The organism is Pseudomonas sputi, from assembly GCF_021603585.1.
GTDB lineage: Bacteria > Pseudomonadota > Gammaproteobacteria > Pseudomonadales > Pseudomonadaceae > Aquipseudomonas > Aquipseudomonas sputi.
Map to the genome: position 1 here is coordinate 1 of NZ_BQHI01000036.1, position 18,243 is coordinate 18,243.

Here is an 18,243-nt window from a genome sequence, read left to right on the forward strand (position 1 = left end):
AACGGATGAGATTCGCCAGCGATGTCGATCTGCAATGTGCAGGCGCTTTTGTCGATCAGAAACGAGAACAGCCGGATCAGCGGATACACCGTCGGCCGTCCGCCGACGATACCGGTCAGCCCCGGCGCCATGCCGGTCGCGGCCTGGGCGATCTCCCGGGAAAACAGGATCAGCGCCTGTTTGCTCGGGTGGCGCACGGCGAGCTTGATCACCACTTCACGGCTGTCGCGGCGCTGGCCGTGAGGGCCGTAGGTGGCTTCGCTGCCGAGCAGTTCGACATCGGTTTCGGTGTACGGTCCCAAGCCATTGTGTTCGAGCATTTCCGAGGTTTTGTCGAGGATCGCCTGACTGACGCGCCGGGCTTTTTCCACGGCATCGATGCCGGCGATCAGGCAACTGGCGGTGCAACGGAAACCGTCCGGATACGTGGCGCTGACCTTGTATTGGCCGCTGGGTGGCAAGCCTTTGGCGCCGTGGACCCGCACGGCGTTCTTGCCTTGTTGCTGGAGTTTGACCTGACTGAAATCGCAGACCACATCGGGCAACAGATAAGCCTGCGGATCGCCGATTTCGTAGAGCATCTGTTCGCCAACGGTCAGCGGCGTGACCAGTCCGCCGGAGCCTTCGGGTTTGCTGACGATGAACTGACCATCGGCGTTGACCTCGACGATCGGGAAACCGATGTGTTCGTAGTCCGGTACGTCGCGCCAGTCGGTGAAGTTACCGCCGGTGCACTGCGCGCCACATTCGATGATGTGCCCGGCCAGGGCGGCTTGTGCGAGTTTGTCGTAGTCGTGCCAGGACCAGCCGAATTCATGCACCAGGGCTGCGCTGACCACGGCGCTGTCGACCACCCGGCCAGTGATGACGATGTCAGCCCCCAGGCGCAAGGCTTCGACGATGCCCGGTGCACCGAGGTAGGCATTGGTCGACACGCACATCGGAGGCAGCGGGGCGCCGCTGAACATTTCGGTGATGCCCTGGGTGGCGAGTTGTTTGAAGTGGGGTTGCAGGTCATCGCCCGACAGCACGGCGATTTTCAGCGATACGCCGGCCTTGTCGCAGGCTGCTTGCAGGGCGGCGGCGCAGGCCTTGGGATTGACCCCGCCGGCATTGCTGATGACGCGAATGTTTTGTTCGGCCAGTTGTGGCAACAGAGGCGTGAGGACTTCGATGAAGTCTGCGGCAAATCCGGCCTGCGCATCCTTCATGCGCGCGCCGGCCATGATCGACATGGTTATTTCGGCCAGGTAGTCGAAGACCAGATAATCCAGCTGTCCTGCGGCCACAAGCTGCGCGGCGGCGGTCGAGGTGTCTCCCCAGAATGCGCTGGCGCATCCGATGCGAACCGTGGTGGGCATTTTGATCTCCGACTCAGGAACCTGTGACAGAAGTGCGTCGAGACTACCAAGCAAGCGCTTGGTTTGTAAACGCCCGGAATTATCTTCTGCCCAAGCGCTTGCTTGGTCATCGCCAGCGGCTTAAATTGCCGGCGCAACCCCGCCGTTTCTGCGGCGTACGGTGCATTTGACTGATCGACTGTAGGAGAGAACGGGTGGACGAGCAAAAAGCCCTGAAGGTCATGCGTGAACTGGTCGATGCCGGCCAGTTGACCGATCCGGACAGCGCTCGCGGCAAATTGCTGCAAGTGGCGGCCCACCTGTTCCGCAACAAGGGCTACGAGCGCACCACGGTGCGCGATCTGGCCGGTGCCGTGGGCATCCAGTCCGGCAGCATCTTTCATCACTTCAAGAGCAAGGATGAAATCCTGCGCGCAGTGATGGAAGAAACCATCCGCTATAACACCGCGCTGATGCGTGCGGCCCTGGCTGACGCGGCCGATGTGCGCGAGCGGGTGTTGGCGCTGATCCGCTGCGAATTGCAGTCGATCATGGGCGGCAGTGGCGAGGCGATGGCGGTGCTGGTGTATGAATGGCGCTCGCTGTCCGAGGACGGTCAGGCCAAAGTGCTGGCGCTGCGGGACATCTACGAAGACCTCTGGCTGCAAGTGCTGGGCGAGGCCAAGGAGGCGGGGTTCATCCGGGGCGACGTGTTCATTACCCGACGTTTTCTCACGGGCGCGCTGTCCTGGACCACCACCTGGTTCCGTGCCGGCGGTAGCCTGAGCCTGGATCAACTGGCCGAAGAGGCGCTGATTCTGGTGCTCGAAGAGCGCTAGGCGCTTTCTATCGGGTCGGGAAACTGGCTAACTTGGCGAAACCGCCTAGCTTGAATGCAATGATTGGTATTTTTTCGGGGAGTGGGGTGTTTTGAAGTCTTCGCCAATTCGGACGGCCGCCGGGCTGATGCTCGCAGCGCTGGCTGCATTATGGGTATTGCCTGCTCCGGCAGCGCAAGTGATTCGGGTAGGCGCGGCGCATTTTCCGCCTTACACCATTCGCCCGGAAAACGGCGCGGACACCGGTCTGCTGCCGGAACTCGTCGCGGCCTTGAACAGCGCCCAGAGCGACTATCGTTTCGAACTGGTGCCCACCTCGATTCCTCGCCGGTTCGGCGATTTCAAGGATGGCCGCACCGACATGGCGATCTTCGAAAACCCGGAGTGGGGCTGGAAAGACATTCCCCACACCACCGTCGATATGGGGCTTGAGGACGCAGAAATTTTCGTCGCGCAGAACAAGCCCGGTCGCCAGCAGAATTACTTCGCCGATCTCAAGGGTAAACGGCTGGCGCTGTACAGCGGCTATCACTACGAATTCGCCAATTTCAATGCCGATCCCAAGTACCTCGCTGAAACCTACAGCGCCACGCTGACCTATTCCCACGACAGCAACCTGTTGATGGTCTTGCGCGGGCGAGCGGACGTTGCGTTGGTGACCCGTTCGTATCTGTTTGATTACCTGCTGCGCAACGAAAAGGTGCGCGACGAGTTGCTGGTGTCGCAACGCATCGACCAGATCTACCACCACTACGCGATTCTCAGTCCGAAGGCACCGATCACCGGCGAAGCGTTCGGCAAACTGCTGCAAGGGCTGCGCGACAACGGGCAGATGCTGAAGATCTTCGATCCGTACAAGATTGCCGTGTTGCCAGTGCCGCATCAGTGATCGGCGGTTTTTCGCGTTCGGCCTAAATTTCCCGCTCCGGCTCACGTCCCATCGTTGAACTGTCGACGATTATCGTGAGCCCGACCCATGTCCAATCTGAATGACCTGACTGCCCTGGCCCTGCCCTCGGGCAGCCAACTGGTAGCCGATGCCACCGAAAGCCGTCTGAGCCTGAGCCTGGACGGGCAACCGCTGATTCGCCTGCGCCTCGACCGTGAAGGCCGGGGGCCGATCCAGATCGATGAACGCTATGCGCTGCCACCCGGTCAGGCGCTGTGGGCGGCCTGTTATTGGCTGTTTGCCCGTGATCCGGCGTGTCAGCAATTGATCTGGCAACTGGATCAATCGCCAACCGAAGCCTTGCTCAGCGGTTTGCTGGTGGCCACTGAAGTGGCGGGTGAATATTGCTGTGAACGCACGCTGTTCTGGCAACTGCCGCAACCGTGGCTGGGCACTTCGCTGACGGGCAGTTATCCGCAGCAGATGGTCATCAGCAACGGCAAGCGTCATCCGCTGCGACCGGTCAAACCGCGTGGCGAGGTTTATCGGCGTTTCGATGCGCGTCTCGGTGCCTGGATCTCTTTGCGAACAGTGGAGATCGAGCAGGATCTGGCGCGCTTCAATCGCTGGCAGAACAGTCCGCGAGTCGCCAGTTTCTGGCAGGAAGAGGGCAGCCTCGAACAGCATCGCGAGTACCTGAGCAAACTCGACGCCGATCCGCATACGCTGACGTTGATCGGTTGTTTCGACGACCAGCCGTTCGCCTATTTCGAAGCCTATTGGGCCAAGGAAGATCGCATCGCGCCGTTCTATGACGCCGACAATTACGATCGCGGCATTCACATGCTGGTCGGGGAAGAAAATCATCGCGGCCCGCACAAAGTGGCGAGCTGGCTGTCGGCGCTGGTGCACTACCTGTTTCTGGATGATCCGCGCACTCAGCGTGTCGTCGCCGAACCGCGTGCCGACAACGCGAAGATGATCGGCCACATGCACAACCAGTGCTTCCACTGCGAAAAGGAATTCGACTTCCCGCACAAGCGCGCGGCGCTGATGATCCTGGGGCGCGAGCGGTTTTTTGATCGCTGCAAACTGGTGTGATTTCTCGCTGAAACAAAAAAGATCGCAGCCCTTCAACGAAGGCTGCGATCTTTTTTTTGCGCTGCTTTGGCTCAGCGACGGTTTGCGGTCACCGCATCGGCGCGGCTGCCGGACACCTTGCGGCAATGCACCAGCGCATCGCGAATCATGAAGTTGACCAGGGTCGGCGAAACGCCGAGTTCCTTGGCGATGTCCTTCTGCGGCACGCCGTGCAGGCGGTACATCTCGAACGCATAGCGGGTGCGGCTGGGCAGCTCGGTCAGCGCATCGGCAATGTGTTCCAGGGTCGAGAAGTTGATGTGTGAGGTTTCCGGCGAAGCGCCCTGAATGACCACGTTCAACCCTTCCTCCTCGGGGCCGGCGTACTTCTGCTCCAGCGCCTGTTTGCGGTAGTGATCGATCGCCAGGTTGCGCACGATCTGGAACAGATAACTCAGCTGGGCCTTGATCGACGACGTGATCGGCGGTGCCGATTGCAGTCGGAAGAACGCATCCTGCACCACGTCTTCGGCGCGTGACCGGCAGCCGGTAATGCGGGCTGCAATCTTGACCAGAATCAGTCGATTGTCGACGAATGCCTGAAGTAGCGGTGAATCGCACCTGCTTGTGGATACTTGTTCCGTCATGGAAATCACCTTGCTGCCAATAGGTTAGTGGGACGCCTGAGGGGCGGGTCGTCCTACACATCGAGCGACAAATTATGTTGAATGATAATGATTGTCAATTGAGAAAGAGAACTAATGATCCATAACAGTGCGATCTGAGAACTGCGACACGCTGCCGCACTTGCCCAAGCACCCAGCCCTGTTGGCGATCCAGCCTGCCGACTAATTATTTCAAGACGCCATCCGTTCTCATTGGTGAATGGATCCGGGCGCGCAGACCCGGATCTGCAGCATTCCAGTGCCTTGCACGGTCGGCGAAGACCGTGTCCCGCATGCCTTGCACGGGCATGCCGCCGCCAACCCGATTCCACCAGTAAGCCGAATTCAGGCAGGAAACCTCATGACCGACGCGTTCGAACTCCCCAGCACCCTGGTCCAAGCCCTTCAGCGCCGCGCGGCCCTGACGCCGGATCGGCTGGCCTTGCGCTTTCTCGCCGAAACCGAGGAACAGGCTGTGGTGCTCAGTTATCGCGAACTCGATCAACGCGCGCGCACCATTGCCGCCGCGTTGCAGGCCGAGGCCGGATTCGGTGATCGCGCGGTATTGCTGTTTCCCAGCGGCCCGGATTACGTCGCAGCGTTCTTCGGTTGCCTGTACGCGGGCGTGATCGCGGTGCCGGCCTACCCGCCGGAATCGGCCAAGCGTCACCATCAGGAACGCCTGCTGTCGATCATCGCCGACGCCGAGCCGCGCCTGCTGCTGACCAGCGCCGATCTGCGCGAGGCCTTGCAGCAAATCGACAGCGCGCCGCCGCTGTTGTGCGTCGATACCCTCGACGCTGCGCTGGCCGAACGCTGGGTCGAGCCGGCCTTGCCGCCAGACCACATCGCCTTCCTGCAATACACCTCCGGTTCCACCGCGCTGCCCAAAGGTGTGCAGGTCAGCCACGGCAATCTGGTGGCCAACGAACTGCTGATCCGCTACGGTTTCGGTATCGACGTAAACCCCGACGACGTGATCGTCAGCTGGCTGCCGCTGTACCACGACATGGGCCTGATCGGCGGTCTGCTGCAACCGATCTTCAGTGGCGTGCCGTGCATTCTGATGTCGCCGGCGTATTTCCTCGGCCGGCCGTTGCGCTGGCTCGAAGCGATCAGCCAGTACGGCGGCACCATCAGCGGCGGGCCGGACTTCGCTTATCGTCTGTGCAGCGAGCGGGTCAGCGAATCGGCGCTGGAGCGTCTTGACCTGAGCCGTTGGCGCGTCGCCTATTCCGGTTCCGAGCCGATTCGCCTCGACACCCTCGAGCGCTTCGCCGAGAAATTCACCGCGTGCGGTTTCAGCGAAAGCAGTTTCATGGCGTCCTACGGTCTGGCCGAAGCGACCCTGTTCGTCGCCGGCACACCGCGCGGCACAGGCATTCCCGCACTGCGCGTCGACGATCAGGCCCTGGCGCAAAACCGCGCCGAGCCGGGCGAGGGCAGCTCGATCATGAGCTGCGGCATCAGCCAACCGGAACATGCGGTGCTGATCGTTGAGCCGAACACGCTTGAAGAACTGGCCGACAACGCCGTCGGTGAAGTCTGGGCCGCCGGCCCGAGCATCGCCCTCGGCTACTGGCGCAATCCCGAGGCCAGCGCCAGGACCTTCGTCCAGCACGCCGGCCAGACCTGGCTGCGCACCGGTGACCTGGGCTTTATTCGCGACGGTGAACTGTTCATCACCGGACGCCTGAAAGACATGCTGATCGTGCGCGGTCACAACCTCTACCCGCAGGATCTCGAAAAGACGGTCGAGAACGAAGTGGAGGTGGTGCGCAAGGGCCGCGTTGCGGCGTTCGCGGTCCATCAGCATGGCGAAGAAGGCATCGGCATCGCGGCGGAAATCAGCCGCAGCGTGCAGAAAATCCTCCCGCCCGAGGCATTGATCAAAGCCATCCGCCAAGCGGTGGCCGAGGCTTATCAGGAAGCACCGAGCGTGGTGGTGCTGCTCAATCCGGGCGCATTGCCGAAGACTTCCAGCGGCAAACTGCAACGTTCGGCCTGCCGCAATCGTCTGGCCGACGGCAGCCTCGACAGCTACGCGGTGTTTCCGTCGGCCACCGCTGAAACCGCTCAGGACTCGACGGCGTCCGCCTCGGAACTGGAAGCGTTGATCGGCAACATCTGGGCCGAGCAACTCAACGTCAAACAGGTCAACGCCGACGATCACTTCTTCCTGCTCGGCGGCAACTCGATCGCCGCCGCCCAAGTGATTGCCAAGGTCCGCGAAGCGCTGAGCCTGGAGCTGAACCTGCGCCTGCTGTTCGAAGCACCGACCCTGTCCGCATTCGCCACCGCCGTGGCACAACAGCAAGAGGACGGCGGCAGCGCCCAGGGCGAAATCACTGTGTTGTCGCGCAACGAAGCACTGCCGCAGTCGCTGGCGCAAAACCGCTTGTGGATCACCTGGCAACTCGATCCGCACAGCAGCGCCTACAACATTCCCGGTGCCGTGCGCCTGCGTGGCGAACTGGACCAGGACGCTCTGTGCGTCAGTTTCCAGCAACTGATCGAGCGCCACGAATCCCTGCGCACGCGCTTCTTCGAACGCGACGGCGTGGCCCTGCAACAGGTCGAGGCGGCGGGCGAGTTCAACCTGCAACTGATCGACATCAGCGACCTGCCGGCCCGCGAACGGGAAGCCCGCGCACAACAGATCCGTGAAGACGAAGCCCGCACTCAGTTCGACCTGGAGCAAGGCCCGCTGCTATGGGTGACGCTGGTTCGCCTCGATGACGAGGATCACCAGTTGCTGGTGACGATGCACCACATCATCGCCGACGGCTGGTCGCTGAACGTGCTGATCGACGAGTTCTCGCGTCTTTACGCCGCCGCGTCCCAAGGCCAGCGCACCGAACTCGCAGCGCTGCCAAGCCAATACGCCGACTACGGCAGCTGGCAGCGCCAATGGCTGGCGCAAGGCGAAGGCGAGCGGCAATTGGCGTACTGGAAAGCGCAACTGGGGGATGAGCATCCGACTCTGGAGCTGGCGACCGATCATCCACGCGCTGCCAAGCAAAAGCACAGCGCCGCACGCCACAGCGTTCGCCTGGGAATCAGCCTCAGCGACGCCATTCGCCAGACCGCCCAAGCCCATCAATCCACGCCATTCATGCTGTTGCTCTCGGCGTTCCAGAGCCTGCTGCATCGCTACAGCGGTCAGCGCGACATCCGCATCGGCGTACCCAACGCCAACCGTCCGCGCCTGGAAACCCAGGGCCTGATCGGCTTCTTCATCAACACCCAGGTGCTGCGTGCCGACGTCGATTCGCGACTGCCGTTCACCGAACTGCTGGCGCAAACCCGTCAGGCGGCACTCGGCGCTCAGGCGAATCAGGACCTGCCGTTCGAACAACTGCTCGAAGCTTTCCCGCAGGCCCGCGAACAAGGCCTGTTTCAGGTGATGTTCAACCACCAGCAGCGCGACTTGAGTGCGCTCAAACGTCTGCCGGGCCTGCTCGCCGAAGAACTGCCGTGGCACAGCCGCGAGGCCAAGTTCGATCTGCAACTGCACAGTGAAGAAGACCGCAACGGGCGTCTGACGCTGTCCTTCGACTATGCCGATGAGCTGTTCGACGCTGCAACCATCGAGCGTCTGGCCGAGCATTTCAGCAACCTGTTGCGTGCAGTCTGCGAACGTCCGGAACAAACCATCGGCGAGCTGCAACTGCTGACCGCTGCCGAGAACACGCAGCAAAGCGAATGGAGCATCGCCCCGTGCACCCCGGCCCAACAATGGCTGCCGCAATTGCTGAATGAACAGGCACGGCAGACGCCTGATCGCACCGCACTGGTGTGGGACGGCGGCAACCTCGATTTCGCCGAACTGCACGCCCAGGCCAACCGTCTGGCCCATTACCTGCGCGACAAGGGCGTCGGCCCGGATGTGTGCGTGGCCATCGCCGCCGAGCGTTCGCCGCAACTGCTGATCGGCCTGCTGGCGATCATCAAGGCCGGTGGCGCCTACGTGCCGCTGGACCCGGATTACCCGGCTGATCGTCTGGCCTACATGCTCAGCGACAGCGGCGTCGGACTGCTGCTGACCCAGACTGCATTGCTTGACCGCTTGCCGGCCAGCGAAGGCGTCAGCGTGATCGCCATGGACACCCTGCACCTGGAGAACTGGCCGAGCCAGGCGCCGGGTCTGCACCTGCACGGCGACAACCTTGCCTACGTGATTTACACCTCCGGTTCCACCGGCCAGCCGAAAGGCGTGGGCAACACGCATGCGGCGTTGGCCGAACGTCTGCAATGGATGCAGAACACTTATCGCCTGAACGACACCGACGTGCTGATGCAAAAGGCGCCGATCAGTTTCGACGTGTCGGTGTGGGAATGCTTCTGGCCGCTGATCACCGGTGCGCGCCTGCTGATCGCCGGCCCCGGCGAACATCGCGATCCGCATCGCATCGCGCAGCTGGTGCAACAGTACGGCGTGACCACGCTGCACTTCGTGCCGCCGCTGCTTTCGCTGTTTATCGACGAACCCTTGAGCGCCGAATGCACCCGCCTGCGTCGGGTGTTCTCCGGCGGTGAAGCGCTGCCGGCGGAATTGCGCAACCGCGTGCTGGCGCAACTGCCGGCGGTGCAACTGCACAACCGTTATGGCCCGACCGAAACCGCGATCAACGTCACCCACTGGCACTGCTCCGTGGCGGATGGCGAGCGTTCGCCGATTGGCCGTCCGCTGGGCAACGTCGTTTGCCGCGTGCTCGACAGCGATCTCAATCCTGTGCCGGCCGGTGTGCCGGGTGAGCTGTGCATCAGCGGCATCGGCCTGGCTCGTGGCTACCTCGGCCGTCCGGCGCTGACGGCCGACCGCTTTGTGGTCGATCCGCTGGGCGAGCAGGGCGCGCGTCTGTACCGCACCGGTGACCGTGCGCGCTGGACCGACGAGGGTGTGATCGAATACCTCGGCCGTCTCGATCAGCAGGTCAAACTGCGCGGCTTCCGCGTCGAGCCGCAAGAGATCGAAGCCCGTCTGCTGGCCCAGGACGGCGTAGCCCAGGTCGCCGTGCTGGTGCGTGAAACCGGCGCCGGTCCGCAACTGATCGGCTACTTCACTGCCACCGACGCCAATGAAGATCAGGACGCGCAAATCGCTCGCCTGAAAACCGCACTGGCTGCCGAGCTGCCGGAATACATGGTCCCGGCGCAACTGATGCGCCTGGACGCCATGCCCCTGAGCCCGAGCGGCAAACTCGACCGCCGCGCCTTGCCCGAGCCGCAATGGCAGGTGCGTGAACACGTCGAGCCGGTCACCGAGCTGGAGCAGCAGATCGCCGCGATCTGGCGCGAAGTGCTGGGCCTGAAACAAGTCGGCCTGCGCGACGACTTCTTCGCCCTCGGCGGCCATTCGCTGCTGGCCACGCAAATCATCTCCCGCACCCGGCAGGCCTGTGACGTCGAACTGCCGTTGCGCGCCTTGTTCGAGCACAGCGAACTCGGTGATTTCGCCGAGCAGATCCGCCAGATCCAGGCCAGCGGCCGCACCAACCAACAGCCGCCGATCGACAAGGTTGATCGCAGCCAACCGGTGCCGCTGTCCTATTCCCAACAACGCATGTGGTTCCTCTGGCAGATGGAACCCGACAGCCCGGCGTACAACGTTGGTGGCATGGCGCGCCTGCGTGGCGTGCTGGATGTCGGGCGTTTCGAAGCGGCGCTGCAAGCGCTGATCCTGCGTCACGAAACCCTGCGCACCACGTTCCCGAGTATCGACGGCGTGGCCCGTCAGCAGGTGCATGCCGAGACCGGCGTGCGCATGGACTGGAAGGACTTCTCGAAATTCGCCGCCGATGTGCGTGAGCAGAACGTCCAGCAACTGGCCGACGATGAAGCGCACCTGCCGTTCGATCTGGAGACCGGCCCGCTGCTGCGCGCCTGTCTGGTCAAGACCGCCGAGCAGGAGCATTACTTTGTTCTGACCCTGCACCACATCGTCACCGAAGGCTGGGCGATGGACATTTTTGCCCGGGAACTCAGCGCGCTGTACGAAGCATTTGTCGACGACCGCGAATCGCCGCTGGAGCCGCTGCCGGTGCAATACCTCGACTACAGCGTGTGGCAGCGCCACTGGCTGGAGTCCGGCGAGCGTCAGCGTCAGCTCGACTACTGGACCGCGCAACTGGGCCGCGAACATCCGCTGCTGGAATTGCCGGGCGACCGTCCGCGTCCACCGGTGCAAAGTCATCAGGGAGAACTGTTCCGTTTCGACCTGAGCGACGATCTCGCCGCACGGGTTCGGGCGTTCAACGCGCAGAACGGTCTGACCCTGTTCATGACCATGACCGCCGCCCTCGCGACCTTGCTTTACCGCTACAGCGGCCAGACCGATCTGCGCATCGGCGCGCCGGTGGCCAACCGTATCCGCCCGGAAAGCGAAGGGCTGATCGGGGCGTTCCTCAACACCCAGGTGCTGCGTTGCCAGCTCGACGGCCAGATGTCGGTCGGCGAATTGTTCGAGCAGGTGCGCCACACCGTGATCGAAGGCCAGTCCCATCAGGACCTGCCGTTCGATCATTTGGTTGAAGCCCTGCAACCTCCGCGCAGTGCCGCGTACAACCCGCTGTTTCAGGTGATGTGCAACGTGCAGCGCTGGGAATTCCAGCAGAGCCGCAGGCTCGCCGGCATGACCGTCGAGTACCTGGCCAACGATGCACGGGCGACCAAGTTCGACCTCAACCTGGAAGTCACCGACCTCGACCATCGCCTCGGTTGCTGCCTGACTTACAGCACCGATCTGTTCGACGAGCCGACGATTGCGCGCATGGCCAAACATTGGCGCAACCTGCTGGAAGCGCTGATCGCCGACCCGCAGCAGCGTCTCAGCGAACTGCCGCTGCTCGATGCGCCGGAACAACAGCAATTGCTCGACAGCCTCGGTGTCGAGCCGGGCGAGCGTCGTCTCGATCAGTGCATCCATCACCTGTTCGCCGAGCAGGCGCTGGCGCGTAAAGATGCGCCGGCCCTGACCTTTGCCGGGCAGACTCTGAGCTACGCCGAACTCGATGTCCGCGCCAATCGTCTGGCCTGGGCCCTGCGTGAACGCGGTGTCGGCCCGCAAGTGCGGGTCGGTCTGGCGCTGGAGCGTTCGCTGGAAATGGTCGTCGGCCTGCTGGCGATCCTCAAGGCCGGCGGCGCCTACGTGCCGCTGGACCCGGAATACCCGCTCGACCGTCTGCATTACATGATCGAAGACAGCGGCGTCGGCCTGCTGCTCAGCGACCGGGCGATGTTCAAGGCCCTCGGCGAACTGCCGTCGAACGTGGCGCGCTGGTGCCTGGAAGATGACAGCGCGGCGCTGGCCGATTACCCGGCAACCGAGCTGCCATTCATCAGCCTGCCGCAGCATCAGGCGTATCTGATTTACACCTCGGGTTCCACCGGCAAGCCGAAAGGTGTGGTGGTGTCCCATGGTGAAATTGCCATGCACTGTCAGGCTGTGATCGAACGCTTCGGCATGCGCCCGGACGACTGCGAACTGCACTTTTATTCGATCAACTTCGACGCCGCCACCGAGCGTCTGCTGGTGCCGCTGCTCAGCGGTGCGCAGGTGGTGCTGCGTGCGCAGGGTCAGTGGGACGCGGAACAAATCTGCGGGCTGATCCGCGAACATCGGATCAATATTCTCGGTTTCACCCCGAGCTACGGCAGCCAGTTGGCGCAGTTTCTCGCGACACAAAACGACAGCCTGCCGGTGCGGATGATCATCACCGGTGGCGAAGCACTGACCGGCGAGCACCTGCAACGGATTCGCGCGGCGTTCAAACCGAGCCTGTTCTTCAACGCCTACGGCCCGACCGAAACCGTGGTCATGCCGCTGGCCAGTCTGGCGCCTGAAGTGTTGGCGGAGGGCGCCGGCAGTGTGCCGATCGGCAGTGTGATCGGTGATCGCGTGGCCTACATTCTCGACGCCGATCTGGCGCTGGTGCCGCAAGGCGCGACCGGTGAATTGTTCGTCGGCGGTGCCGGCCTGGCGCTGGGTTATCACGAGCGTGCGGGCATCACCGCCGAACGCTTTGTCGCCGACCCGTTTGCCGCCGATGGCGGGCGCATGTATCGCACCGGCGACCTGGTGCGCCAGCGCGCCGACGGTCTGGTGGAATACCTGGGACGGATCGACCATCAGGTGAAGATCCGTGGTTTCCGGATCGAGCTGGGCGAGATCGAAACCCGCCTGCTCGAGCACGTCTCGATCCGCGAAGCGGTGGTGCTGGCGCTGGATGCGCCGAGCGGCAAGCAACTGGTCGGCTATCTCGTGACCGAGGTCGCTTCGCGAAGCGAAGCCGAGCAGGCCGAACTGCGCGAAGCCCTGAAGGCGCACCTGAAGGCGCAATTGCCGGACTACATGGTGCCGAACCATCTGATTCTGCTGGCGAGCATGCCGCTGACTGCCAACGGCAAGCTCGACCGCCGCGCCTTGCCGGCGCCGGATCCGGAGCTCAATCGTCAGGATTACGTGGCGCCGAGCAACGAGCTGGAACAGACCCTGGCGCAGATCTGGTGCGAGGTGCTCAACGTCGAGCAGGTCGGTCTGAACGACAACTTCTTCGAACTGGGCGGCGACTCGATCCTGTCGATACAACTGGTCAGCCGCGCGCGCCAGCAAGGCATTCACTTCAGCCCGCGCGACCTGTTCCAGCACCAGACCGTGCAGACCCTGGCCGCTGTTGCCAGCCGCAGTGAAACCGTGACCGCCGAGCAAGGTCTGGTGTCCGGCGAATCGCGTCTGACGCCGATCCAGCACTGGTTCTTCGACACCGAAATTGCCGAGCGTCAGCACTGGAACCAGGCGTTGCTGCTGGAGCCGACGGTGGCGCTGGAACCGCATTGTCTGGAGCGAGCACTGTTGGCAGTGATCGAGCAGCATGACGCCCTGCGTCTGCGCTTCAGCGAGGTCAACGGCGAATGGCTGGCAACCCATCAACCGGTGACCGATGCCGCCGTGCTGTGGCAAGTCCGCGTGCCGTCGATGGACAAGTGCGCCGCACTGTTCGCCGATGCCCAGCGCAGCCTCGACCTTGCCCAGGGTCCGCTGTTGCGTGCAGTTTTGGTCGATGGGCCGGACGCTCAGCAACGGCTGTTCATCGCGATTCATCACCTGGTGGTCGACGGTGTGTCGTGGCGCGTGCTGCTGGATGATCTGCAAACCGTGTATCGCCAGCTCGACGCCGATCAGTCGGTGAAACTGCCGGCGAAAACCAGCGCCTTCAAGGACTGGGCAGCGCGCTTGCAGGCTTACGCCGGCAGCGAATCCCTGCGTGAAGAGCTGAGCTGGTGGCAGGCGCAACTGGCCGGCCCGAATGCCGATTTGCCGTGCGAACGTCCCGAGGGCGGTCGCGAGAACCGGCATGCGCAAACCGTCAGCGTGCGTCTGGATGCCGAGTGCACCCAGCAACTGCTGCAACAGGTACCGAGTGCTTACCGCACGCAGGTCAACGACCTGTTGCTGACCGCGTTGGCCCGCGTGCTGTGCCGCTGGAGCGGTCAGCCGTCGGCGCTGATTCAACTGGAAGGCCACGGCCGCGAAACCCTGTTCGACGAGATTGACCTGACCCGCACCGTCGGCTGGTTCACCAGCGCTTACCCGCTGCGCCTGACCCCGCACAACGTCGAAGAGACCGCGGGGCAGGGCGCTTCGATCAAGGCGATCAAGGAACAACTGCGCGCCGTGCCGCACAAAGGCCTCGGTTATGGCGTGCTGCGTTATCTGGCCGATGACGCCAGCCGGCAGAGCATGGCAGCGTTGCCGAACGCGCCGATCACCTTCAACTACCTTGGCCAGTTCGACCAAAGCTTCGGCAGCGATGCGCTGTTCCGTCCGCTGGATGAATCGGTCGGAGCCGCCCACGATCCGCACGCACCGCTGCCGAACGAATTGAGTGTCGACAGTCAGGTGTACGGCGGGGAACTGCTGCTGCGCTGGACCTTCAGCGCCGAACGCTACGACGCGCAGACGATCAACGAGCTGGCCGATGCCTACGTCGGCGAGTTGCAGAGCCTGATCGAACATTGCCTGCAAGACGGGGCCGGCGGTCTGACGCCGTCGGACTTTCCGCTGGCGAAACTGACCCAGGCGCAACTCGACGCACTGCCGGTGCCGGCGGCGCATATCGAAGACGTGTACCCGCTGACGCCGATGCAGGAAGGCATGCTGCTGCACACCTTGCTTGAGCCGGGCACCGGTCTGTACTACATGCAGGATCGCTACCGCATCAACAGCGAACTGGCCCCCGAGCGTTTCGCCCAGGCGTGGCAAGCGGTGGTCGCCCGTCATGAAGCGCTGCGTGCGTCGTTCTGCTGGAACGTCGGCGAAGACATGCTGCAAGTGATCCACACACCGGGTCGTACGCCGATCGAGTACCTGGACTGGAGCGCCATCGCCGAAACCGAGCAGGAGCCGAAGCTGCAAGCGCTGCTCAAGGCCGAACGCGAGGCCGGGTTCGATCTGCTCAATCAGGCACCGTTCCACCTGCGCCTGATCAAGGTCGGCGCGGCGCGTTACTGGTTCATGATGAGCAACCACCACATCCTGATCGATGCCTGGTGCCGCTCGTTGCTGATGAATGATTTCTTCGAGATCTACACCGCGCTGGGCGAAGGTCGCGAAGCGCAACTGGCAGTGCCGCCACGCTACCGCGATTACATCGGCTGGCTGCAACGTCAGAGTCTGGCCGAAGCGCGCCAGTGGTGGCAGCAGAACCTGCAAGGCTTCGAGCGCACCACGCCGATCCCGAGCGACCGTCCATTCTTGCGTGAACACGCCGGTGAAAGTGGCGGCATGATCGTCGGTGACCGCTACACCCGACTGAATGTCGAGGACGGCGCCCGCCTGCGCGAACTGGCCCAGGCCCATCAACTGACCATCAACACCTTCGCCCAGGCGGCGTGGGCGCTGGTGCTGCGGCGCTTGAGCGGTGATCACGACGTGCTGTTCGGCGTGACCGTGGCCGGTCGTCCGGTGGAGATGCCGCAGATGCAACGCACTGTCGGTTTGTTCATCAACAGCATCGCGCTGCGGGTGCGGATTCCGGACGACGATCAGCGTGTCAGCGTGCGCCAGTGGTTGAGCGCTCTGCTCGACAGCAACATGCAGCTGCGCGAGTACGAATACCTGCCGCTGGTGAACATTCAGGAACAGAGCGAACTGCCGAAAGGCCAGCCGCTGTTCGACAGCCTGTTCGTGTTCGAAAACGCCCCGGTGGAAGTTTCCGTGCTGGACCGTGCGCAGAGCCTCAACGCGACCTCGGACTCGGGCCGTACTCACACCAACTTCCCGCTGACTGCTGTGTGCTATCCGGGGGATGACCTGGGGCTGCACCTGTCTTACGACCAGCGCTACTTCGACGAGTCGACCATCGAGCGCATGCTCGGCGAGTTCAAGCGTCTGTTGCTGGCGCTGGTCGAGGGTTTCCATGGCGACATGGCCGACCTGCCGCTGCTGGGCTTTGATGAGCAGGACTTCCTGCTCCACGGCTGCAACCAGAGTGAACACGACTACCCGCTGGAGCAGAGCTACGTCGAGCTGTTCGAAGCGCAGGTCGCCGCGCATCCGCAACGCATCGCCGCCAGTTGCCTCGATCAGCAGTTGAGCTATGCCGAGTTGAACCAGAACGCCAACCGTCTCGGTCATGCACTGGTCGCGGCCGGGGTACAGATGGATCAACCGGTGGCGCTGCTGGGCGACCGTAACCTTGATCTGTTGGGTATGATCATCGGCAGCTTCAAGGCCGGTGCCGGTTACCTGCCGCTGGACCCGGGCCTGCCGAGCCAGCGTCTGCAACGCATCATCGAACTCAGCCGCACGCCGGTGCTGGTGTGCACCGAGGCTTGCCGTGAACAGGCCACGACCTTGCTGGATGAATTCAGCTGCGCCAACCGCCCACGCTTGCTGGTGTGGGAGGAGGTTCAGGCGGGCGCGGTGTCGTCGACGAATCCGGGGATCTTCAGCGAGCCGGACAACCTCGCCTACGTGATCTACACCTCGGGCTCCACCGGGTTGCCCAAAGGCGTGATGGTCGAGCAGCGCGGCATGCTCAACAACCAGTTGAGCAAGGTGCCGTACCTGAACCTGAGCGACGCCGATGTGATCGCCCAGACCGCTTCGCAAAGCTTCGACATCTCGGTCTGGCAGTTCCTCGCCGCGCCGCTGTTCGGGGCGCGGGTGGACATCGTGCCGAACACCATCGCCCACGATCCGCAAGGCTTGCTGGTGCATGTGCAGCAGCAGGGCATCACCGTGCTGGAGAGCGTGCCGTCGTTGATTCAGGGCATGCTCGCCTCGGATCGCCTGAGCCTCGACGGTCTGCGCTGGATGTTGCCGACCGGTGAAGCCATGCCGCCGGAACTGGCGCACCAATGGCTGCTGCGTTATCCGGAGATCGGTCTGGTCAACGCCTATGGCCCGGCGGAGTGCTCGGACGACGTGGCGTTCTTCCGCGTCGACCTGGCCTCGACTCGCGGCAGTTACCTGCCGATCGGTACGCCGACCGACAACAACTTGCTCTATCTGCTGGATGGCGCGCTGGATCTGGTGCCGCTGGGTGCGGTGGGCGAGTTGTGCGTGGCCGGCACCGGGGTCGGTCGTGGTTATGTCAGCGATCCGCTGCGCACCGCGCCGGTGTTCGTGCCCAATCCGTTCGGCGCGCCGGGTGAGCGGCTGTATCGCACCGGTGACCTGGCGCGCCGTCGCAGTGACGGCGTGCTGGAGTACGTCGGCCGGGTTGACCATCAGGTGAAGATCCGCGGTTACCGGATCGAGCTGGGTGAAATCGAGGCGCGTCTGCATGAACAACCGGAAGTCCGTGACGGCGCGGTCGGCGTGCAGGAAGGGGTCAATGGCAAGCATCTGGTCGGCTATCTGGTCGCCGCAGATTCTGCACTGAATCAGAGCGAACGCCTGGAGCGGATCAAGCAGCGCCTGCGCGCCGAACTGCCGGAATACATGGTGCCGCTGCACTGGTTGTGGCTCGACCGGTTGCCGCTCAACGCCAACGGCAAACTCGACCGCAAGGCCTTGCCGGCGCTGGAGATTGGCCAGTTGCAGAGCCAGGACTACCTGGCGCCGCGCAGCGAGCTGGAGCAGACCCTGGCCGATATCTGGGCCGAGGTGCTGAAGGTCGAGAAGGTCGGGGTCCGCGACAACTTCTTCGAACTCGGCGGCCATTCGCTGCTCGCCACGCAGATCGCCTCGCGGGTGCAGAAAGCCCTGCAGCGGGACGTGCCGCTGCGAGCGATGTTCGAGTGCAGCACGGTGGAGGAACTGGCCGGGTACATCGAAGGACTGGCGGCCAGTGACATTACCGAGGAGAAGGTTGATCGGTTGAATGATCTGATGGCGGAGCTGGAGGGGCTGTAAAGCACAGCCCGCGACAATGGCTACCGAAACTTGAGTTTCGCTGTGGCCGTTGTCGCAGATCGGGCTT

At 63.1% G+C, this 18,243-nt stretch carries 6 protein-coding genes; 4 read left to right on the forward strand and 2 right to left on the reverse strand.

Translation table 11 applies throughout. The features are described 5' to 3' along the window. Positions 1-1,361: acyclic terpene utilization AtuA family protein (locus tag L6D81_RS27050; protein WP_236182652.1), on the reverse strand; the 1,361-nt coding region annotated here is incomplete at its 3' end. A gap of 194 nt (positions 1,362-1,555) precedes the next feature. On the opposite strand from L6D81_RS27050, the gene L6D81_RS27055 reads away from it, so the two are divergent. The 3 genes from L6D81_RS27055 to L6D81_RS27065 all read left to right on the forward strand — a co-directional run bounded on the left by L6D81_RS27055 (position 1,556) and on the right by L6D81_RS27065 (position 4,169). Then, complete coding sequence (locus L6D81_RS27055; RefSeq protein ID WP_236182653.1) at positions 1,556-2,179, forward strand: TetR/AcrR family transcriptional regulator; 624 nt, start codon at positions 1,556-1,558, stop codon at positions 2,177-2,179. Positions 2,180-2,270: 91 nt separating this feature from the next. Next, on the forward strand, positions 2,271-3,068 hold the full coding sequence (locus L6D81_RS27060; protein WP_236182654.1) for a substrate-binding periplasmic protein: 798 nt from the start codon (positions 2,271-2,273) through the stop codon (positions 3,066-3,068). Between the two features lie 87 nt (positions 3,069-3,155). Further along, on the forward strand, positions 3,156-4,169 hold the full coding sequence (locus L6D81_RS27065) for a GNAT family N-acetyltransferase (protein WP_236182655.1): 1,014 nt from the start codon (positions 3,156-3,158) through the stop codon (positions 4,167-4,169). Positions 4,170-4,240: 71 nt separating this feature from the next. Here L6D81_RS27065 and L6D81_RS27070 read toward each other — a convergent pair whose 3' ends face one another. Continuing rightward, positions 4,241-4,795, reverse strand: coding sequence for an RNA polymerase factor sigma-70 (locus tag L6D81_RS27070; RefSeq protein ID WP_236182656.1), 555 nt, complete (start codon positions 4,793-4,795; stop codon positions 4,241-4,243). A 379-nt stretch (positions 4,796-5,174) separates the two neighbouring features. Here L6D81_RS27070 and L6D81_RS27075 point away from each other — a divergent pair, with 379 nt between their 5' ends. Continuing rightward, a complete protein-coding gene (locus L6D81_RS27075) occupies positions 5,175-18,176 on the forward strand; it encodes a non-ribosomal peptide synthetase (protein WP_236182657.1) in 13,002 nt (4,333 codons plus the stop codon). The last annotated feature ends 67 nt before the right edge of the window (positions 18,177-18,243 follow it).

Bases quoted from the DNA above. Each gene is read 5' to 3' on its own strand.
- L6D81_RS27065 (WP_236182655.1), top strand. From the start codon at position 3,156: ATGTCCAATCTGAATGACCTGACTGCCCTGGCCCTGCCCTCGGGCAGC.
- L6D81_RS27070 (WP_236182656.1), bottom strand. From the start codon at position 4,795: ATGACGGAACAAGTATCCACAAGCAGGTGCGATTCACCGCTACTTCAG.
- L6D81_RS27075 (WP_236182657.1), top strand. From the start codon at position 5,175: ATGACCGACGCGTTCGAACTCCCCAGCACCCTGGTCCAAGCCCTTCAG.